20 protein-coding genes are annotated in these 20,374 nt (G+C 64.9%); 10 read left to right on the forward strand and 10 right to left on the reverse strand.

Features of this window, described 5'->3' with window-relative positions; translation table 11 throughout:
* Positions 1–72: 72 nt before the first annotated feature.
* The 5 genes from JNC62_RS05690 to JNC62_RS05710 form a co-directional block, all read right to left on the reverse strand.
* A complete protein-coding gene (locus JNC62_RS05690; protein ID WP_374836784.1) occupies positions 73–939 on the reverse strand; it encodes a carbohydrate ABC transporter permease in 867 nt (288 codons plus the stop codon).
* Between the two features lie 3 nt (positions 940–942).
* Positions 943–2,013, reverse strand: a complete 1,071-nt coding sequence (locus JNC62_RS05695) for an ABC transporter ATP-binding protein (RefSeq protein ID WP_374836786.1) — start codon at positions 2,011–2,013, stop codon at positions 943–945.
* Between the two features lie 10 nt (positions 2,014–2,023).
* Complete coding sequence (locus JNC62_RS05700; RefSeq protein ID WP_374836788.1) at positions 2,024–3,100, reverse strand: ABC transporter ATP-binding protein; 1,077 nt, start codon at positions 3,098–3,100, stop codon at positions 2,024–2,026.
* Positions 3,101–3,141: 41 nt separating this feature from the next.
* A complete protein-coding gene (glpD, locus tag JNC62_RS05705; protein ID WP_374836790.1) occupies positions 3,142–4,659 on the reverse strand; it encodes a glycerol-3-phosphate dehydrogenase in 1,518 nt (505 codons plus the stop codon).
* A 109-nt stretch (positions 4,660–4,768) separates the two neighbouring features.
* Positions 4,769–5,548 carry a DeoR/GlpR family DNA-binding transcription regulator gene (locus JNC62_RS05710; RefSeq protein WP_374836792.1) on the reverse strand — a complete coding sequence of 260 codons (780 nt, stop codon included), beginning with the start codon at positions 5,546–5,548 and terminating at the stop codon, positions 4,769–4,771.
* Positions 5,549–5,696: 148 nt separating this feature from the next.
* On the opposite strand from JNC62_RS05710, the gene JNC62_RS05715 reads away from it, so the two are divergent.
* Together JNC62_RS05715 and JNC62_RS05720 are read left to right on the forward strand one after the other, a co-directional pair.
* Positions 5,697–6,467: an SDR family NAD(P)-dependent oxidoreductase gene (locus JNC62_RS05715; RefSeq protein ID WP_374836794.1), complete on the forward strand. Its 771-nt coding sequence runs from the start codon at positions 5,697–5,699 to the stop codon at positions 6,465–6,467.
* Positions 6,468–6,601: 134 nt separating this feature from the next.
* Positions 6,602–6,958: an ArsR/SmtB family transcription factor gene (locus tag JNC62_RS05720; protein WP_374836795.1), complete on the forward strand. Its 357-nt coding sequence runs from the start codon at positions 6,602–6,604 to the stop codon at positions 6,956–6,958.
* A gap of 12 nt (positions 6,959–6,970) precedes the next feature.
* On the opposite strand, the gene acuI is transcribed toward JNC62_RS05720, so the two are convergent.
* Positions 6,971–7,966 carry an acrylyl-CoA reductase (NADPH) gene (acuI, locus tag JNC62_RS05725; protein WP_374836797.1) on the reverse strand — a complete coding sequence of 332 codons (996 nt, stop codon included), beginning with the start codon at positions 7,964–7,966 and terminating at the stop codon, positions 6,971–6,973.
* A 98-nt stretch (positions 7,967–8,064) separates the two neighbouring features.
* On the opposite strand from acuI, the gene JNC62_RS05730 reads away from it, so the two are divergent.
* The 6 genes from JNC62_RS05730 to JNC62_RS05755 all read left to right on the forward strand — a co-directional run bounded on the left by JNC62_RS05730 (position 8,065) and on the right by JNC62_RS05755 (position 15,190).
* Positions 8,065–8,961 (forward strand): LysR family transcriptional regulator, encoded by an 897-nt coding sequence (locus tag JNC62_RS05730; RefSeq protein WP_374836799.1) that lies wholly within the window; start codon positions 8,065–8,067, stop codon positions 8,959–8,961.
* 180 nt (positions 8,962–9,141) lie between these two features.
* Positions 9,142–9,618, forward strand: coding sequence for a formate dehydrogenase subunit gamma (locus JNC62_RS05735; RefSeq protein WP_374836801.1), 477 nt, complete (start codon positions 9,142–9,144; stop codon positions 9,616–9,618).
* The gene (locus JNC62_RS05740; protein WP_374836803.1) at positions 9,615–11,171 is read left to right on the forward strand and encodes a formate dehydrogenase beta subunit; all 1,557 of its coding nucleotides are present in this window, start codon (positions 9,615–9,617) and stop codon (positions 11,169–11,171) included. The genes JNC62_RS05735 and JNC62_RS05740 overlap by 4 nt, the downstream gene beginning before the upstream one ends.
* Positions 11,172–11,187: 16 nt before the next feature.
* The gene (fdhF, locus tag JNC62_RS05745; RefSeq protein WP_374836805.1) at positions 11,188–14,067 is read left to right on the forward strand and encodes a formate dehydrogenase subunit alpha; all 2,880 of its coding nucleotides are present in this window, start codon (positions 11,188–11,190) and stop codon (positions 14,065–14,067) included.
* A gap of 15 nt (positions 14,068–14,082) precedes the next feature.
* Complete coding sequence (gene fdhD / locus JNC62_RS05750; protein ID WP_374836807.1) at positions 14,083–14,925, forward strand: formate dehydrogenase accessory sulfurtransferase FdhD; 843 nt, start codon at positions 14,083–14,085, stop codon at positions 14,923–14,925.
* A gap of 10 nt (positions 14,926–14,935) precedes the next feature.
* A complete protein-coding gene (locus JNC62_RS05755) occupies positions 14,936–15,190 on the forward strand; it encodes a formate dehydrogenase subunit delta (protein WP_374836808.1) in 255 nt (84 codons plus the stop codon).
* A gap of 18 nt (positions 15,191–15,208) precedes the next feature.
* Here the strand turns inward: JNC62_RS05755 and JNC62_RS05760 are convergent, their stop codons facing one another.
* Positions 15,209–15,763 carry a methyltransferase family protein gene (locus JNC62_RS05760; protein ID WP_374836810.1) on the reverse strand — a complete coding sequence of 185 codons (555 nt, stop codon included), beginning with the start codon at positions 15,761–15,763 and terminating at the stop codon, positions 15,209–15,211.
* Between the two features lie 222 nt (positions 15,764–15,985).
* Between JNC62_RS05760 and JNC62_RS05765 the strand changes: the two genes are divergently transcribed.
* Positions 15,986–16,861 (forward strand): alpha/beta fold hydrolase, encoded by an 876-nt coding sequence (locus JNC62_RS05765; RefSeq protein WP_374836812.1) that lies wholly within the window; start codon positions 15,986–15,988, stop codon positions 16,859–16,861.
* Positions 16,862–16,987: 126 nt separating this feature from the next.
* Here JNC62_RS05765 and JNC62_RS05770 read toward each other — a convergent pair whose 3' ends face one another.
* The 3 genes from JNC62_RS05770 to rocF form a co-directional block, all read right to left on the reverse strand.
* Positions 16,988–17,464 carry a chemotaxis protein CheW gene (locus tag JNC62_RS05770; RefSeq protein ID WP_374836814.1) on the reverse strand — a complete coding sequence of 159 codons (477 nt, stop codon included), beginning with the start codon at positions 17,462–17,464 and terminating at the stop codon, positions 16,988–16,990.
* A 156-nt stretch (positions 17,465–17,620) separates the two neighbouring features.
* The gene (rocD, locus tag JNC62_RS05775) at positions 17,621–18,826 is read right to left on the reverse strand and encodes an ornithine--oxo-acid transaminase (RefSeq protein WP_374836816.1); all 1,206 of its coding nucleotides are present in this window, start codon (positions 18,824–18,826) and stop codon (positions 17,621–17,623) included.
* A gap of 16 nt (positions 18,827–18,842) precedes the next feature.
* Positions 18,843–19,778: an arginase gene (gene rocF, locus JNC62_RS05780; RefSeq protein WP_374836818.1), complete on the reverse strand. Its 936-nt coding sequence runs from the start codon at positions 19,776–19,778 to the stop codon at positions 18,843–18,845.
* Positions 19,779–19,924: 146 nt separating this feature from the next.
* On the opposite strand from rocF, the gene JNC62_RS05785 reads away from it, so the two are divergent.
* A complete protein-coding gene (locus tag JNC62_RS05785) occupies positions 19,925–20,365 on the forward strand; it encodes an Lrp/AsnC family transcriptional regulator (RefSeq protein WP_374836820.1) in 441 nt (146 codons plus the stop codon).
* The last annotated feature ends 9 nt before the right edge of the window (positions 20,366–20,374 follow it).

Genomic DNA, 20,374 nt, shown 5'->3' on the forward strand with positions numbered 1-20,374 from the left:
CCTTCGGGGCGGTTGGCGCGGAAGCCTTTGCGGCGGCTTGGGTTTCAACGCGTGCGGTCATGTTCTCCTCCCTCACGCCTGCTCGTCGCTGCTGGTCATGACCGTGTAGAAGATCCACGACAGCAGGAGGATGATCAGGAAGTAGATGATCGACATCGCCGCCGCCGGTCCCAGGTCGAACTGGCCGATGGCCATCTTGACGAGGTCGATCGACAGGAAGGTCGTCGAGTTACCCGGCCCGCCGCCGGTGACGACGAACGGTTCGGTGTAGATCATGAAGCTGTCCATGAAGCGCAGCAGGAAGGCGATCAGCAGCACGCGCTTCATCTTCGGCAGCTGGATGTGACGGAACACGGCCCAGCGCGAGGCGCCGTCGATCTTGGCGGCCTGGTAGTAGGCATCCGGAATGGAGACGAGGCCGGCATAGCAGAGCAGCACCACGAGGCTGGTCCAGTGCCAGACGTCCATGACGATCAGCGTCACCCACGCGTCGAAGACGTCGTTGACGTAGTTGTAGTCGACGCCGAGCGCAGACAGGGCAAAACCGAGCAGGCCGATATCGACGCGGCCGAAAACCTGCCAGATCGTGCCGACCACGTTCCACGGAATGAGCAGCGGCAGCGCCATCAGTACGAGGCAGACCGGCACGCCGATGCCCTTCTTCGGCATGTTGAGCGCGATCAGGATGCCGAGCGGGATCTCGATCGACAGGATGATGGCGGAGAACAGCAGGTTGCGGCCGAGCGCTGCCCAGAAGCGGTCGGAGTGCAGGATCTCGACAAACCAGTCGGTGCCGGCCCAGAAGAACTGGTTGTTGCCGAAGGTGTCCTGGACCGAATAGTTCACCACCGTCATCAGCGGGATCACCGCCGAGAACGCCACCAGCAGCAGCACCGGAAGCACCATGAACCAGGCCTTGTTGTTCCAGGTCTTCTCCACGGATCAGGCCTCCCTACCGACGCGCCAGGAATTGGCGTAGATGTTGATGGCGGACGGATCGAAGGTGACGCGCGGATCGGCCGGGATCTCGCCGTCCTCGGGGATGACGATCGCGATCGGATTGCCGGCGAATTCGGCGCGGACGATCTTCTGTCGGCCGATGTCCTCGACCTTGTTGACGCGGACGTGCATGCCCTCGCGGCCGAGCCGGACGAACTCAGGACGGATGCCGAGCTCCGTCGTCGCGTTGGCGTCGAGCTTGGGGCGGAAGTCGAGCGCGATCGTGTCGGTGCCGATCGTGACATTGCTGCCGTCGACTGTTGCCGGCAGCACGTTCATCCCGGGCGAGCCGATGAAATAGCCGACGAAGGTGTGGCTCGGGCGCTCGAACAGCTCCGCGGGCGTGCCGATCTGCACGATCTGGCCGTCATACATGACGACGACCTTGTCGGCGAAGGTCAGCGCCTCGGTCTGGTCGTGGGTGACGTAGACCATGGTGAAGCCGAACTGGCGGTGCAGCTTCTTCAACTGCGAGCGCAGCACCCACTTCATGTGCGGGTCGATGACCGTCAGCGGCTCGTCGAACAGGATGGCGTTGACGTCGCTGCGCACGAGGCCGCGGCCGAGCGAGATCTTCTGCTTCTGGTCGGCGGTCAGGCCGCGCGCCTTCTTCTTCGCCCAGCTGCCAAGGCCGATCATGTCGATGATTTCGCGTACGCGCCGGTCGACTTCGGTCTCGGGGACACCGCGGTTGCGCAGCGGAAAGGCGAGATTGTCGTAGACCGTCATCGTGTCGTAGATGACCGGGAACTGGAAGACCTGAGCAATGTTGCGCTGCTGCGTCGACAGGTTCGTGACGTCTCTGCCGTCGAACAGGATCCTGCCTTCCGAGGGTTGGAGCAGGCCCGAAATGATGTTCAGGAGCGTGGTCTTGCCGCAGCCGGAGGGGCCGAGCAGCGCATAGGCGCCGCTGTCGTTCCACTCGTGATGGACCTCCTTCAGGGCATAGTCGGCCTCCGACTTCGGCTTCTCGCCGTAGGCGTGGCGGATATGTTCGAGATTGATGCGCGCCATGGCTTCCTCCTCAGGCCGCCGCCGGACCGGCGATGGCCCTGCCGTCCGGTGCGAACGCCATCAGGTGGCGCGTGTCGACATAGACGGTAATCTGGGCATCGGGCTCGATGTCGTGGATGCCGGGCGCGAGCATGACCCAGCGGGTGTCGGCGAATTCGACGTGGACGAAGCTCTCGGAGCCGGCGATCTCGGAAATCGCGGCGCGGACTGTCACCGGTGCGGCGGCCGGCGTTTGTGGAGCAAGTGCGAGATGATGCGGCTGGAAGGCCACCGTGCAGCGGCCATCCGGGATGCCGGCGAGGTGTGCCGGCACCGACAGGACCGGCTCGCCTTCGAGCACGAAATGCCCGTTTGCCTTGGTCAGCGCGAACGTGTTCAGCGGCGGATCGGCGAAGGTTTCGGCCGTGACGAGGTCGACCGGGCGACGATAGACGTCGATGGTGGGAGCAAACTGGGTGATGCGTCCCTCGGACATGGTTGCCGTGTTGCCGCCGAGCAGCAGCGCTTCGGACGGTTCCGTCGTCGCATAGACGAAGATCGCGCCAGAGGCGGCGAAGATCTTCGGCAGTTCCTCGCGCAATTCCTCCCGCAGTTTGTAATCGAGGTTGGCGAGCGGTTCGTCCAACAGGACAAGGCTGGCGTCTTTCACGATTGCGCGGGCGAGCGCCGTACGCTGCTGCTGTCCCCCGGAGAGGTTGAGCGGGGTGCGGTCGAGATAGGGCGTCAGCTTCAGCAGGTCGGCTGCCTTGCGCACATCGCGATCGATCGTGCTGCGGTCGGCACCCTTGATGCGCATCGGCGAGGCGATGTTCTCGTAGACCGTCATCGCCGGGTAGTTGATGAATTGCTGGTAGACCATGGCGACGCTGCGGTCCTGCACGCGCACGCTGGTCACGTCGCGGCCGTCGAAATGCACGCTGCCGGTCGTTGGCCTGTCCAGCCCCGCCATGAGCCGCATCAGCGAGGTCTTGCCGGACAGCGTCGGGCCGAGCAGCACGTTCAGCGAACCGCGCTCGAGCACGAGGTTGGTGGGATGGATATGCGTCTCCCCGCCCGCGACCTTCGTGATGTCTCTAAGTTCAAGCATGCATGTTCTCCAATGTTCCTCCCAGCCATCGGAAATGCGCGCTAGCTCGGTGCCTGCCGCGCTTTCACCATGTAGCCTTCAAGTGCCTCCGCTTCATCGGCGGTAAAATGCAACCCGCATTTGGTGCGGCGCCACAGGACATCCTCGGCGTGCCGCGCCCATTCTTCCCTCATAAGCCAGCGAACCTCAAGCTCGTAGATGTCGCTGCCAAAATGCTGTCCGAGATCCTCAACCGACCTGGCCATGCCAAGCATCGTGGCGGCACGGGTGCCGTACAGGCGCACCAGTCGCCTCGCATGCGAGGAAGAAAGAAAGGGATAGCTGCGTGCCAGCTTGCCGACTTCGGCTTCGAAAGCCCCGACGCCGAAATCGCCGCCGGGCAGCCGCGAGGTGGCGGTCCACTTGCCGCCCTTCTCGCCGATGGCCTCGCCGATCCTGTCGAGTGCGGCTTCCGCAAGCCGTCGATAGGTCGTGAGCTTGCCGCCGAAGACGTTGAGCAACGGTGCCTGATTGGCATTGCCGTCGACCTTCAGCACGTAGTCGCGCGTGGCTTCCTGCGCCTTGCTCGCGCCGTCGTCGAACAGCGGGCGCACGCCGGAATAGGTCCAGACGATGTCCGCCCTTGTTACCGGCTCGACGAAGTATTCGCTCGCGGAGCGGCAGAGATAATCGATTTCCTCGTCGCTGATGCGGACATCGTGCGGATCGCCGTCGTAATCGCGGTCGGTGGTGCCGATGAGCGTGAAATCGTCCTGGTAGGGAATGGCGAAGATGATGCGCCCGTCCGGGTTCTGGAAGAAGTAGGCGCGCGGATCGGAGAACTTCTTGCGGACGACGACGTGGCTACCCTGCACCAGGCGGACATTGTGCACGTTATTCTGGCCCAGCGCGCCCACGAGCACCTTGTCGACCCAGGGGCCGCTGGCGTTGACGAGCATCCGCGCCTTGACGGTCTCCCGCGTGCCGGAGGCGAGATCCTCGGTTTCCACGTCCCAATGCCCATTTTCGCGCCGGGCCGAGACGACGCGCGTGCCGACGCGAATGTCGGCGCCATGATCGGCGGCGTCGCGGGCGTTCAGAACCACAAGGCGGGCATCGTCGACCCAGCCGTCGGAATACTCGAACGCCTTGGTGAAAAGTTTCTTCAGCGGTTGTCCGGACGGATCGCGACGCATGTCGAGGGTGCGCGTCGCCGGCAGCAGCCTGCGCCCGCCGATGTGGTCATAGAGGAAGAGGCCGAGCCGGATCAGCCAGGCGGGACGGATGCCGCCCTTTTGGTATGGCAGGACGAAACGCAGCGGCCAGATCACGTGCGGCGCCATCGCCCAGAGCACCTCGCGCTCCATCAGCGCCTCGCGCACCAGGCGGAACTCGTAGTGCTCCAGATAGCGCAGGCCGCCGTGGATGAGCTTGGTGGAGGCGGAAGAGGTGCCGGATGCCAGATCCGCCATCTCGGCCAGCACGACGGAGTAGCCACGGCCGGCGGCGTCGCGCGCGATCCCGCAGCCATTGATGCCCCCGCCAATGACAAAAATGTCGCTGACCGCTTCGCCCGCCAAACGCTTTCCCTCCTGTTTTCGCAGGGCACAGATCGGTGCGCTTGCGAAAGTGTGGAGAGTTAAAACGAAAATTTTTCGAATGTCAAACGAATGCAGAAGGAAGATCGGTTCAGCCGCTCGCGTTGCCGGCGGACGTCTCGATCAGGCGCACGTCCTGGCTGGCGCAGATGTCGCGGATGTTGTCGAGCGGGCACCGGTCGGTGATGAAGGTGTGTACCTGCGAAAGGTGGCCGATCCGCACCGGCGCGGTCCGCTCGAACTTCGTCGAATCGGAGACCAGGATGACGTGTCGGGCATTGGCGATGATCGCCTGCGCCACCTTCACTTCGCGATAATCGAAGTCGAGCAGGGCGCCGTCATGATCGATCGCCGACGCGCCGATCACCGCATAGTCCACCTTGAACTGGCGGATGAAATCGACGGTCGCCTCCCCGACGATGCCGCCGTCCGCGCCGCGCACGACGCCGCCGGTGATGACCACCTCAACTGAAGGGAAGCCGCGCAATCTATTGGCAACATTGATGTTGTTGGTGATGACCATCAGTTCCTTGTGGTCGAGCAAGGCCTCGCTGACGGCTTCCGTGGTCGTGCCGATGTTGATGAAGAGGGAGGAATTGTCGGGGATCATCGCCGCGGCTGCCTTGCCGATCGCCTGCTTTTCCGGGGCCGCGATCGATCGGCGTGCCTCGTACTTGACGTTCTCGTTGCCGCTTGGAAACAGCGCGCCCCCATGAATGCGGGTCAGTGCCTTGTTGTCGCACAGATCGTTCAGGTCCTTGCGGATGGTTTGCGGGGTGACGGAGAAGCGGGCGGCGAGGTCTTCCACCAACACCCGGCCTTCCGTCCTTGCAAGGTCCAGGATCTCCGCCTGGCGACCTGTCAAATACATCGATTCCTCCTACGCTTTCGTTTTTGTTCATCATATGCAAAAACGAAACTGCTGCAATTCTCCTGCCGCGCGCAGTTGGTGCGCGCGCGTTTTTTTGTGATACTGGTCATGGTCACGTCCGGGGCCGCAGACCGATTGGGAGATCGCCATGTTTCATCCGGCCTTGTTCAAGGGTGCCAACGTCGTCGTCACCGGTGCCGGGCGGGGCATTGGCCTCGAGGTTGCGCGCCAGTTTCTCGATTGCGGGGCGCACGTGCTGCTACACGGGGGGCGCGAGCCCCTTGCGACCGTGCCGGACTTTCTCGAGGAGGCGCTGGAGGAGGCGCGGGCGCATATCATCCATGCCGATTTCCTGACGCCGCAGGGCGTTGCCGACGTCGCGCGCTATGCCGACAACCTCTTCGAGCATGTCGATGTGCTGGTCAACAATGCGGGCACGATGGTCGGCCGTTTCGCCGCCGACGCCTTGACCGACGAGCAATACCAGACCGTGGTGCGGCTCAACCAGACGTCTGTCGTCGAGATGACCCGGGCGATGCTGCCGGCGCTGCGTCGGGCGACCAAGGCCGCGATCGTCAACACGGTCTCGATCTCGGCGCTGACGGGCGGCAGCCCGGGCTCGGCGGTCTATTCCGCAACCAAGGCCTTCGTCTCGACCTACTCGAAGGCCCTGGCGCGCGAGCTTGCGGCCGATGGCATCCGCGTCAACTGTGTCTCGCCGGGCACGATCGCGACCGACTTCCATGCGCGCTACTCGACGGCGGAGAAGCTGGAGGCGACGCGCAAGTCGATACCTCTGCAGCGTCTCGGAACGGCTCAGGACTGCGCGCCGGCCTATCTGTTTCTCGCCTCGCCGATGCTTTCGGGGTACATTACCGGACAGGTGCTGGAGGTGAACGGCGGCCAACTGATCTGCTGATGCCGGACAGCAACGCTGGCGCGAAAAAGCAGCTGCCGGCCGCGCGCTTCCCCGTTGCGCCATATTTCGCGTGCATCAATCCAGTTCGCACGGCTCGCGCGTCCGGCCGGTTCGATTGCGAGTCAGGAGGGCAGATGAAGCAGTTCATGAAGCCTGAGGCGGATGACATCGCAACCTTCAACCTGTTCTTCGATCAGGCGAAGAAGGCCAGCCGGTTTCTGAAGGCGCTTTCCCACGACACCCGGCTTCTGATCCTGTGCTTGCTGACGGAAGGCGAGAAGGCGGTCGGGGAGATCGAGCTGATCCTCGGCCTGCCGCAGGCGGTCGTCTCGCAACAGCTTGCGCGCCTCCGCCAGGATCAGATCGTTGTCGCCCGTCGCGATGGCCGCCAGGTGTTCTACAGTCTCGCCGACAAGAATGTCGCCGCGATCATGAGTGCGCTCTACGAGGCTTTCTGCCGGCCGTTGATTGCGCGTGAACACGGCGCATGAGCGTTCGCAGGCCTACCTGCGAACGTCGATCACCGCGCGTCCCCGCACCTTGCCTTCGAGAATGGCAGGGCCGAGGGCGGGAAGGTCTGCCAGCCCATACTCGGTGATCATCGCGTCCAGTTTGTCATGCGGCAGGTCGGTGGCAATGCGGCTCCAGGCATCGAGCCGCTCGTCGCGCGGCCGCATCACCGAATCAATGCCCAGCAGGCTGACGCCGCGCAAGATGAAGGGGATGACGGTGAACGAGTGCACCGCCGCGCCGGCTGCAAGCCCGATCGAGGCGACCGCGCCGTCATATTTCACCTGCTTGAGCACTCGCATCAGCATGTCGCCGCCCACGGCGTCGACGGCGCCGGCCCAGCGCTCGGATTCCAGCGCCTTTGCGGACGCCGCCGCCAGTTCGGCGCGGTCGATGATGGTCTCCGCGCCAAGCTCGCGCAGATAGGCGGCCGCCTCGGGCCGGCCCGTGACGGCTGCAACGCGATAACCGAGGCGGGCAAGGATCGCCACGGCGACCGAGCCGACGCCGCCGGCCGCTCCCGTCACCAGGACCTCGCCCTTGGGCGGCGAGAGGCCGGCCTTCTCCAGAGCCATCACCGCGAGCATCGCGGTCAGGCCGGCGGTGCCGATCGCCATCGCCTGGCGCGTCGTGAGCGTATCCGGAAGCGGCACGAGCCAGTCGCCCTTCACCCGGGCGCGGGTGGCATAGCCACCCCACCAGACTTCGCCGACGCGCCAACCGGTCAGCACCACCCTGTCGCCAGGCCGATAGCGCGGGTCGTCGGACGCCTCCACCGTGCCGGCGAAATCGACGCCGGGCACATGCGGGAAGGACCGGACAAGGCCGCCGTGGCCGGTGATACAGAGCCCGTCCTTGTAGTTCAGGGTGGAATATTCGACTGCGACCGTCACGTCACCGTCCGGCAGGCGGTCGTCCTGCAGGTCTTTTACCGACGCCGAGATCGCGCCGTCCTCGGCCTTCTCAACCAGGAGCGCTCTAAAAGTCATTGCAAGTTCCTCCGCCTCTCGTCTTTCTATATCCCGATGGCTGGGTCGTGCCACCGTTCTTTTGTATGAGGCGGGCGGCAACGGAGGGACGGGCGCAGATGATCGACAAGCTGGAGTATTTCATAGCGCTTGCCCGCGAGCGGCATTTCGCCCGGGCGGCGGACGAGCTTGGCATTTCGCAGCCGACGCTTTCGGCGGCCATCCGCCAGCTCGAGGACCAGCTCGGCGTTGTGCTTGTCAATCGCGGCTCCCGCTTCCAGGGGCTGACGCCGGAGGGGCAGCGCGTGCTCGAATGGGCGCGGCGCATCGTCGGCGATGCGCGCACGATGCGCGAGGAAATGCGGGCGGCGCGCAAGGGGCTGTCCGGGCACATCCGCCTTGCCGCCATTCCGACGACGCTGGCGATGGTTCCGCGCATCACGGCGCCCTTCCAGGAGAAGCATCCCGACGTCACCTTTTCCGTGCTCTCCGCCAATTCGCTGCAAATCCTCAGCCTGCTGGAAAACCTGGAGATCGACGCGGGCCTTACTTACCTCGAGAACGAGCCGCTCGGACGCGTGACCAGCGTGCCGCTGCACGCGGAACACTACCACCTGATCACCGCAAAGAACGGGCCGCTGGCCGATCGCGAAAGCGTGACCTGGAAGGAGGTGGCCGACGTTAGGCTTTGTCTATTGACTTCCGACATGCAGAACAGGCGCATCATCAATCGCCATTTCGCCGAGGTCGGCGTGACGGTGCAGCCGACGCTTGAGTCGAACTCGACGATCGTGCTGTTCTCGCATGTCCGTACCGGGCGCTGGTGCAGTATAATGCCTAGAAATGTCGCACTTTCTTTCGGTTTTCATGACGAAATCAAAATCGTTTCGATCGTCGATCCTGCCCCGCACCATCTTGTCGGCCTGGTTGCGACGCATCGTGAGCCATTCACGCCACTGGTGTCGGCTTTGTTGCATGAGGCGCGGATTTTGGCCGAGCGCGAGCTAGATCAATAGAAAAAAACTATCAATTGACGGGATAGCCTTATTGACCCCCTCGGTCTTCCCTGAGAAGCTGTTTCGATAAGGGGTGAGGATCGACAGGGTTCCGGTCTTTCCCTTCGGTTTCAAGGCATTGGGCCCGACTATTTGCTGCATTCACAGGCGGCAGGCCTTTGCCATTCGGGAGGTCTGCGCATGAATCTGCACGTTTCCGGCGACGTCGGGACGAGAACATCGGCCATCATCGGCGCGCTGAAAGGACTCGAGGGTCCGCTGCTGCCGATCCTGCACGAGATCCAGGCCGAATTCGGCTGCGTGCCCCAGGAAAGCCTGCCGGTCATCGCCCGCGAGCTGAACCTGTCGCGCGCCGAGGTGCATGGCGTCGTTACCTTCTATCACGATTTCCGCGAACGCCCCGCCGGCCGGCACGTGCTGAAGCTCTGTCGCGCCGAGGCCTGCCAGTCGATGGGCGCCGATGCGGTCGCCGAACGGGTCAAGGCCCTGCTCGGCATCGATTTTCACCAGACGACGCTCGACGGCGCGGTGACGCTGGAGCCCGTCTACTGTCTCGGCCTCTGTTCCTGCGCGCCGTCGGCGATGCTCGACGGCGAGGTGCATGGACGGCTTGATGCGGCCTCCGCGGCCGAACTCGTCGAGGAGGCACGCCGATGACCGTCAAGATTTATGTTCCCCGGGATACCGCAGCCCTGGCGCTCGGCGCCAACAAGGTCGCCGCCGCAATCGAGCGCGAAGCGCAGGCTCGCGGCCTCGATGTCGCGATCGTCCGCAACGGCTCGCACGGCATGCACTGGCTGGAGCCGCTGGTCGAGGTCGTCGTCGGCGACGAGCGCATCGCCTACGGCCCGGTGAAGGCCACTGATGTGCCATCGCTGTTCGAGGCGGGCTTCGTTACGGGTGGCGCGCATCCGCTCTGTCACGGACCGACGAAGGACATCCCGTTCCTGAAGCAGCAGACGCGGCTGACCTTCGCGCGCTGCGGCCTCACCGATCCGCTCTCGCTCGACGACTACCGTGCCCTGCGCGGCCTGGCCGGCCTCGAAAAGGCGGTCGCCATGGCGCCGGCCGACATCGTCGCGGAAGTGACCGATTCCGGCCTGCGCGGCCGCGGCGGCGCCGGCTTCCCGACCGGCATCAAGTGGAAGACCGTGCTCGAGGCTGCCGGTGACCGCAAATACATCGTCTGCAACGCCGACGAGGGCGACAGCGGCACCTTCGCCGACCGGATGATCATGGAAGGCGATCCCTTCGTGCTGATCGAGGGCATGGCGATCGCCGGGCTTGCGACCGGCGCCACCAAGGGCTTCATCTACACCCGTTCCGAATATCCGCATGCGATCGCCGTCATGAGCGAGGCAATCGAGATCGCCCGCAAGGCCGGGGTCCTCGGTCCGTCGGTGCTCGGCTCGGGCCGCGCCTTCGACATGGAGGTGCGTGTCGGTGCCGGCGCCTATGTCTGCGGCGAGGAGACGTCGCTGCTGAACAGCCTGGAAGGCAAGCGCGGCGTCGTTCGCGCCAAGCCGCCGCTGCCGGCCCACAAGGGCCTGTTCGACTGTCCGACCGTCATCAACAACGTCATCTCGCTCGCTTCCGTTCCGGTCATCCTCGACCGGGGCGCTGCGCACTATCGCGACTTCGGCATGGGCCGGTCGCGCGGCACGATCCCGATCCAGATCGCCGGCAACGTCAAGCACGGTGGCCTTTACGAGACGGCCTTCGGCCTGTCGCTCGGCGAGATCGTCGATCAGATCGCCGGCGGCACGGCGTCGGGACGGCCGGTGAAGGCGGTGCAGGTGGGCGGCCCGCTCGGCGCCTATTTCCCGCGCGCCCTGTTCGACACGCCCTTTGACTACGAGGCCTTCGCCGCGAAGGACGGGCTGATCGGCCACGCCGGCATCGTCGTCTTCGACGACACCGCCGACATGCTGCACCAGGCCCGCTTCGCCATGGAGTTCTGCGCCATCGAGAGCTGCGGCAAGTGCACGCCCTGCCGCATCGGCTCGACGCGCGGCGTCGAGGTGGCGGACAAGATTGCCCGCGGCATCGAGCCGGAGAAGAACCGCGAACTGCTCGCCGACCTCTGCAACACCATGAAGTTCGGCTCGCTCTGCGCGCTCGGCGGCTTCACGCCCTACCCGGTGATGAGCGCCATGACCCATTTTCCGGACGATTTTTCACCCGCACCTGCCGTGCAGGCGGCCGAGTGAGGGAGGAGAGAAGCCAATGAATCTTATCAAGGAAATCGACTTCGGCACGCCCGCCTCCAAGTCGGAAAAGATGGTGACGCTGACGATCGACGGCCGCGAGGTCACCGTTCCGGAAGGCACGTCGATCATGCGCGCCTCGATGGAAGCGGGCATCGAGGTCCCGAAACTCTGCGCCACCGACATGGTCGACGCGTTCGGCTCCTGCCGGCTCTGTCTCGTCGAGATCCAGGGCCGCGCCGGCCTGCCGGCCTCGTGCACGACGCCGGTCGCGCCCGGCCTCGTCGTCTCGACCCAGACGGCTCGGCTGAAGGACGTGCGCCGCGGCGTGATGGAGCTCTATATCTCCGACCACCCGCTAGACTGTCTCACCTGTGCGGCCAACGGCGACTGCGAGCTGCAGGACATGGCGGGCGCTGTCGGCCTGCGCGACGTTCGCTACGGCTATGACGGCGAGAACCACGTCAAGGCCCGCAACGACGGCGCCATCAACATCAAGTGGCAGCCGAAGGACGAATCGAACCCCTATTTCACCTTCGATCCGGCCAAGTGCATCGTCTGCTCGCGCTGCGTGCGCGCCTGCGAGGAAGTCCAGGGCACGTTCGCGCTGACGATCGAGGGCCGGGGCTTCGACAGCCGCGTTTCCGCCGGCATGCACGAGGATTTCGTCTCCTCCGAATGCGTTTCCTGCGGCGCCTGCGTGCAGGCCTGCCCGACGGCGACCCTGCAGGAGAAGTCGGTGATCGAGATCGGCCAACCGGAACATTCGGTCGTCACCACCTGCGCCTATTGCGGCGTCGGCTGCTCGTTCAAGGCGGAGATGCGCGGCGAGGAACTCGTGCGCATGGTGCCGTGGAAGGACGGCCAGGCGAACCGCGGCCATTCCTGCGTCAAGGGCCGTTTCGCCTACGGCTACTCGACCCACAAGGACCGCATCCTCAACCCGATGGTCCGCGAAAAGATCACCGATCCGTGGCGCGAGGTGACATGGGAGGAGGCCTTTGCGCATGTCGCGAGCGAGTTCCGCCGCATCCAGTACCAGTATGGTCGTGATTCGGTCGGCGGCATCACCTCGTCGCGCTGCACCAACGAAGAGACCTATCTGGTCCAGAAGCTGATCCGCGCCGGCTTCGGCAACAACAACGTTGATACCTGCGCCCGTGTCTGCCACTCGCCGACCGGCTACGGCCTCGGCCAGACCTTCGGCACCTCGGCCGGCACGCAGAACTTCGATTCGGTCGAGGAGACGGACGTCGTCATCCTCATCGGCGCCAACCCGACCGACGGCCACCCGGTCTTCGCCTCGCGGCTGAAGAAGCGGTTGCGTCAGGGCGCGAAGCTGATCGTCATCGACCCGCGCCGCATCGACCTCGTCAAGGGGCCGCATATCGAGGCGAGCTACCATCTGCCGCTGAAGCCCGGCACCAACGTCGCCGTCATCACTGCGCTTGCCCATGTCATCGTCACCGAAGGGCTCTTTGACGAAAAGTTCATCCGCGAACGCTGCGATTGGTCGGAATTCGAGGACTGGGCCTCGTTCGTCTCCGAGGAGCGCCACAGCCCGGAAGAAGTGGAGAAACTCTCCGGAGTCCCCGCCGAGATGATCCGCGGCGCCGCACGGCTGTTTGCCACCGGCGGCAACGGCTCGATCTATTACGGTCTCGGCGTCACCGAGCACAGCCAGGGCTCGACCGCCGTCATGGCGATCGCCAACCTTGCCATGGCGACCGGCAATATCGGCCGCCCGGGCGTCGGCGTGAACCCGTTGCGCGGCCAGAACAACGTGCAGGGCTCCTGCGACATGGGCTCGTTCCCGCACGAGTTGCCGGGCTACCGCCACATCTCCGACGATGCCACGCGCGACATCTTCGAGAAGCTCTGGGGCGTGAAGCTCAACGAGGAGCCGGGCCTGCGTATCCCGAACATGCTGGACGCGGCCGTGGAAGGCACGTTCAAGGGCATCTACATCCAGGGCGAGGACATCCTGCAGTCCGATCCGGACACCAAGCACGTCTCCGCCGGGCTGGCGGCGATGGAGTGCGTCGTCGTGCAGGACCTGTTCCTGAACGAGACGGCGAACTACGCGCACGTCTTCCTGCCGGGCTCGACCTTCCTGGAAAAGGACGGCACCTTCACCAACGCTGAGCGCCGCATCAACCGCGTCCGCCGGGTGATGACGCCGCGCAACGGCTATGCCGACTGGGAGGTGACGCAGAAGCTCGCGCAGGCGATGGGTCTTTCCTGGAACTACAAGCACCCGTCCGAGATCATGGACGAGATCGCCGCCACCACGCCGAGCTTCGCGCTGGTCTCCTACGACTATCTCGAAAAGATGGGATCGGTGCAGTGGCCCTGCAACGAGAAGAACCCGCAAGGTTCGCCGATCATGCACGTGAACGGCTTCGTCCGCGGCAAGGGCAAGTTCATCCGCACCGAGTATGTGGCGACCGACGAGAAGACCGGCCCGCGCTTCCCGCTGCTTTTGACCACCGGCCGGATTCTCAGCCAGTACAATGTCGGCGCGCAGACGCGGCGCACCGACAACGTCGTCTGGCATAATGAGGACCGGCTGGAGATCCACCCGCACGACGCCGAGAACCGCGGCATCCGCGACGGCGACTGGGTGCGGCTCGCCAGCCGCGCGGGCGAGACGACGCTGCGGGCGCTGATCACCGATCGGGTGGCGCCGGGCGTGGTCTACACGACCTTCCACCATCCCGACACGCAGGCGAACGTCATCACCACCGACTTCTCCGACTGGGCGACGAACTGCCCGGAATACAAGGTCACAGCCGTGCAGGTCTCGCCCTCTAACGGCCCGTCCGAATGGCAGATCGAGTACGGCGAGCTGGCCCGCCAGTCGCGCCGCATCGCCGGCAAGCTGGAGGCGGCGGAATAGGGTCGGAATGTGCCGATGACGCATTTCAGCACAACCACCAGGGTTCCCGAGTTGGCCCGGCGCGCCGGGCAGCTCGAGGAGGGTGCGCGCACTGTTCCTGAAGAGGTTCCAGTCGCCTTCACCTATCATGGCTCGACCCATGCGGTGATGATGGCGACACCGGCGGATCTTGAGGACTTCGCGGTCGGCTTCAGCCTGACGGAGGGAATCATCGCCGATGCCGACGAGATCGAACTGGTCGAGGCCGTCGCCGAAGAGAAGGGCATCGACCTGCAGATTCGCCTGGCCGACACCCAAAGTGCCGCGCTGACCGCGCGCCGTCGCCATATGGCGGGTCCAGTCGGCTGCGGGCTCTGCGGCATCGAATCGATCGAGCAGGCCGTCCGGGTGACGCCGTCAGTGCGCGCGTCGGCGCTGGCGTTGACGCAGGGCGAGGTCGCCGAAGCGGTGCGTCTTCTAAACGGCCAGCAGCCGCTGCACATGGAGACGCACGCTGTCCATGGCGCCGGCTTTTTCGTTCCCGGTGCGGGGCTGATTGCCGTACGCGAGGACGTGGGTCGACACAACGCGCTCGACAAGCTCGCGGGTGCCGCCGCCCGGGCCGGCTATCGCGGCAGTGCCGGGGCGGTGGTCGTCACCAGTCGGGTGTCCGTCGAAATGGTGCAGAAGACCGCCGTGATCGGCAGCCCCATCATCGTTGCAATCTCGGCGCCCACCGCGCTCGCCATCCGCACGGCCGAGGAAGCGGGCATGACACTGATTGCGCTGGTGCGCGGCGACGAGTTTGAGATCTTCACAGGTACCGAGCGCGTCGTGTCGTCTTCGGACGAAGCCGGCCGCTGGGTCGTCAACAGGTAGGAAACACTTCATGTCGAACGACGCAAAGCTGATCCGCATGGCCAACCAGATCGCAACCTTCTTCCACTCCCAGCCGGGTGAGGAGGGGCCGAAGGGGGTCGCGACCCATATCAACAGGTTCTGGGAGCCGCGCATGCGGCGCCAGTTCTTCGAGATCGTGGAAAACCAGCGCGGCCAAGGCCTCGACCCAATGGTCCTCGATGCCGTGCCGCTGATCCGCCGCCCGCCGGCGCCCGAAGTGGGCAGCAACGCCTCCGGCGGCTGACGTCGGTTCCCTCCCGATTCAGGCCCGGGCCAGCTTCGGGATCAGGAAGCCGGTGCGGCGGCGATAGGCCTCATACTCCGCCGCAAGCGGCGTGGCGGCGAACTTGCTTTCCTCGCCTTTCGCCGCGACCACATAGATGATCACGAAGGCGAGCACCGGAAGGGCGGCCCAGCTGGTCCAGGTGGCGATCGCCCAACCGGTCCAGAAGACGATGTAGGACGTGTAGAACGGGTGCCGCACGAGGCGGTACGGACCGATCGTGACGAGGCTGTCGGGTTTGTCCGGGTCGAAGGCAAAGCGCAGGCGCGCCTTGCGCGAGGCCGATATCGCCCACCAGAAGAGGGCCATGGCTGCAATTTCGAGACCCAGGCCGACCAGTTGTGCGGCAACCGGCTGCTGGCGGCTCCAGACGAGATAGAGAAAGCAGAGTGTCGTCAATGTCACCGCGGCCGATACGACCTTCATGCCGGCCGGCATGCGCGGCGACGAAAAATGTCCGCGCAGCGACCAGGTGTAGAAGCCGACGACGATGACGCTCACGCAGGCAACTGCGATATCCAGTGCTGTTTCCATTCCCTTGCCGGCGCTAAGCCGACCCCTCTCTTGTGCGGTACCGAACCATATCGGCGGTGCGAGGCGGCCGCAATGCGCAACCAGGATATCTGCACCCTGCAATTTGCCGCCTTCCGCTCATTTCTGCCCACACGATCGCGTTATCAGCCTTAGCGTCTCGTTCATCATCGGAGCGTATCCTCGGCAGTCCACGCGCGCAGCCTTCTCACCTGGAACTGGATGATGGTGTTCAACATTCGGACGATCATGACCCGCCACGGGGCTGTGCGCTACAGCGACACGGGTGGATCCGGATTCCCGGTCGTTCTGATCCATGGCTCCAGCTTTTCCCGGCGTGTTTTCGAGAGGCAGTTCGACAGCGGGCTTGCCGGGCGCTGGCGGCTGATCGCCGTTGATCTGCCGGGCCATGGCGATTCGGAAGACGCGCGCGATCCGCGGTCCACCTACACCGTCACTGGCTTCGCCGCCTGCCTCGATGAGATTGCCGAAGCCCTCGACCTGAAACGGCTGGCCGTTTTTGGCTGGTCGCTCGGTGGCCATGCCGCAATCGAGTGGATGAGCCGCAGCACGCGCATTCGCGGGCTGATGCTTTGTGGTGCGCCGCCGATGCCGCGGGGCCTGATCGGCATGTTTCGCGCCTTTCACCCGTCGCGCGACCTTCTTCTCACCTCGAAACAGACCTTCGGCGAACGGGACGCAGCCCGTTTTGCCTCGCTGTGCTTCGGTTCGGAGCCCGCCCCCTATCAGGAACTCGTCCTGCGAACGGACGGTCTGGTGCGATCCGTATTCGCACAGAGCCTTGCGCGCGGGGAGGGCGCCGATCAGCGGCAAGCAGTCGAAACCGCATCGATCCCGATCGCCATCGTGGCCGGCACCGAGGACCCCTTCGTCAGGCTCGGCTATCTTTCCGGACTCCACCTTCCGGGTCACTTTTCCGACGAGCCCATCGTGATCGAGGGAGCCGGGCATGCGCCCTTCTGGGAGCGGCCCGACGTCTTCAACCCCGTCCTCGACCGGTTTCTCGAGGCCGTCGCCATCGATACCACCTCCGCCTGGCAGGCGCACGTGCGCCGTGTGACGGCGCGCGCGAGGGGATAGCATCGCATAATGGTCGCCGGCCTCAGCGTCGGCCAATCCAGCCGGAACCCGTTTGTCCGATGACGACAAAAGCCGCCTGATCGGTCAATCGGGCGGCTTCGTCAGATCAGGTTTGCTTCTTCAGCGTCAGGCTGCCATTTCCTCGACGTCACGCTCCTTGAACATGCGCGCCAGGTTGAGGAAGCAGATCATGCCGTTTTCGTGGGCGATGATGCCCTCGGCATAGACCTTGTCAAAGGAGGTCGTGACTTCCGGAACGGGCTGGATCTGGTCGGCGCGAATGGTGAGGATGTCCGACACGCGATCGACGACGAGGCCGACCACCATGTTGTGCACCTCGGCGACGACGATGGCGCTGCGCTCGTTGGCCTCGGTGCTCTTCATGCCGAGCTTGTGGGCCAGGTCGATGATCGGAATGACGGTGCCGCGCAGGTTCATCACGCCGATGACGTCCGGCGGCGAATGGGGGATCGGCGTCGACGGCGCCCAGCCGCGGATCTCGCGGATCGTGGTCGTCTTGACGCAGAATTCCTGATCATGCAGCCGGAAGGCGATGATCTCTAGGGTTTCCCCGGCGAAGCCGGCCGTCTTGAAAGTCGTCATGGGAGATTCGTGCCTCATCTATCGCGCAATATCGCTTGCAGGCGATGAGGATAGCCGCGTCGAGGTTAAGGATTGCTCAACCGGTGGGCACGCCGACCCGCACTGAGCGGGCCGGCCTCGCGGCAGCGGGGGATCTGGCGGTGTCCGCTGCCGCAGTCAGTCGCGCAGCACGGCTGCGAACTGCTCGACGGCCCAGTCCACCTGGTCCGCGGTGATGACGAGCGGCGGCGCGATGCGGATCGTGTCGCCGTGGGTGTCCTTGGCGAGGATGCCGCGCTCCTTCAGCGCCTCGCAATACTTGCGTGCGCCGCCGGCGGCCGGGTCGAGCTCGACGGCGAGCATCAGGCCGCGCCCGCGCACTTCCTTGATGATGTTGGAGCGGATCTCGGTGAGGCCCTTGTGGAAGCGCTCGCCCATGCGGGCGCCGTTGCCGATCATGTCCTCCTCGGTCAAAACGCGCAGCGCAGCGCGGGCGACGGCGCAGGCGAGCGGATTGCCGCCGAAGGTCGAACCGTGCTGGCCGGGTTTGAGCACGCCGAGCACCTCGCTGTTGGAAAGCACCGCCGAGACCGGATAGAAGCCGCCGGACAGCGCCTTGCCAACCAGCGTCACGTCGGCCTCGATCTTCTCATGCTCCTCGGCGAGCAGCTTGCCGGTGCGCCCGAGGCCGGTCTGGATCTCGTCGAGGATCAGCGTGATGCCGTGCTTGGTGCAAAGCTCGCGCACGGCGGCGAAATAGCCGGCCGGCGGGATCAGCACGCCGGCCTCGCCCTGGATCGGCTCGACCAGGAAGGCGACGGTGTTCTCGGTTAACGCCGCGCGGAAGGCGTCGATGTCACCGAAGGGCACGTGCTTGAAGCCGGGGGCGAACGGGCCAAAACCCTCGCGGGCGTCCGGATCGGTCGAGAAGCCGACGATCCCCATGGTGCGGCCGTGGAAGTTGTTGTTGCAGACGATGATCTCGGCCTTGTCCCGTTCGACGCCCTTGACCTCGTAGCCCCACTTGCGCACCGCCTTGATCGCCGTTTCCACGGCCTCGGCGCCGGAGTTCATCGGCAACACCTTGTGCGAGCCGGTCAGGGATGCGATCTCCTCGTAGAACGGGGCGAGCTGGTCATTGCGGAAGGCGCGCGAGGTGAGCGTCAGCTTCTTCGCCTGCTCGATCATCGCTTCCAGGATCTTCGGGTGGCAATGGCCCTGGTTGACGGCCGAATAGGCAGAAAGGCAGTCGAGATAACGGTTGCCGTCGATATCCCAGACGTAGACACCCTCGCCACGCGACAGCACGACGTCGAGCGGCTTGTAGTTATGGGCGCCGAGGCGGTATTCGGTTTCGATCAGGCTTGCGGTCGTCGGTGTCATCAGTTCCTCCAGATGATCAGGCGCTGCGCGTCGGGCGGTCAAGGACGCGGCGGCCGAATAGGCTTGCGGTCAGTTCGACGAGGATGCGCGCGCTCTTGCCGCGGTCGTCGAGAAACGGGTTCAACTCCACCAGGTCCAGCGAGGCGACGAGGCCGCTGTCGCAGAGCATCTCCATGATCAGGTGCGCCTCACGGAAGGTAGCGCCGCCCGGAACGGTGGTGCCGACGCCGGGTGCGATCTCCGGATCGAGGAAATCGACGTCGAGACTGACATGCAATAGCCCGCCAGCCTGCCTGACCGAGTCGATGATGTCGTGCATGATGTGTGCCATGCCGGTCTCGTCGACGGCGCGCATGTCGTAGACGTTGACGCCGTGCTCGGCGATTTCGACACGCTCGCGCGCGTCGACGGAGCGGATGCCGACCTGGAAGACGTTCTTCGGGTCGACCAGCGGCCGGCCCGCGGCAAGGATCGGCGCGAACTCGGCCTCGCCGCAGAAGAAGGCAACCGGCATGCCGTGCATGTTGCCGGACGGCGAGGTCTCGGGCGAGTTGAAATCGGCATGCGCGTCCAGCCACAGCACGAACAGCGGCTTTCCGACGTCCCTGGCATGGCGCGCCATGCCGGAGACGCTGCCCATCGAGAGCGCGTGATCGCCGCCGAGGATCAGGGGAAACCGTCCAGCACGGGCCGCCTCGTGCACGGCCGCGTCGAGTGCGCGCGTGAAGGCCGCCACTGTCTGCAGGTTGTTGGCGCGCGGATGGTTGGCAAGGTCCCGGGCCGGCAGCGGCTTCAGGTCGCCTTCGTCGACGACGGCGTGGCCGAGCTCGGCGAGCGTGGTGTCGATGCCGGCGATCCTGAGCGCCGTCGGTCCCATGGCGGCGCCGCGACGCCCCGACCCTTCCTCGAGCGGCGCGCCGATCAGCGCGATGGTTTGCTTCTGAGCCGTCATGTCCAATCCCCGCAGAGCGCACGTACTTTGTTTCCGGTCCGGCCGGAATTCGGGGCGATTATTGCCCTTCACCGTGTTGGCAAAAAGGGGGTAAACTGGCACATGGAAGGCCGAAAACAGCATAATGACAAGCAGGTCAGAGCAGAATGATAAGTCTTGACGATCTCGACCACGCCCTCATCAGCGCGCTTCGACACAATGCGCGCACGCCGGTCTCCTCGCTTGCGGCAATAACCGGGACGTCGCGGGCGACGGTGTCGGCGCGCATCGACCGCCTCGTGCAATCGGGCACGATCGCGGCATTCACGATCCGCACCGGGGCGGAACTCAGCGGCAGCGGTGTTCGCGCCATCGTGATGATCGAGGTGCTCGGGAAGATGGCTGACCGCGTGGCCGCGCAACTGCGCGGGCTACCGCAGGTCCGCGCTCTTCACTCGACCAATGGTCGCTGGGACTTCATCGCCGAACTGGAGGACAAGGATCTCGGCACCTTCGATGAAACGCTGCGGCGCATCCGCCTGATCGACGGGATCAACTCGACGGAGACGAACATCCTGTTGAAGACGACCAAGAACGTGCTGGCGTAGCGGCCCCCT

It is taken from the genome of Mycoplana ramosa, from assembly GCF_041930185.1.
In the GTDB taxonomy this organism is placed as follows: Bacteria; Pseudomonadota; Alphaproteobacteria; order Rhizobiales; family Rhizobiaceae; genus Mycoplana; species Mycoplana ramosa.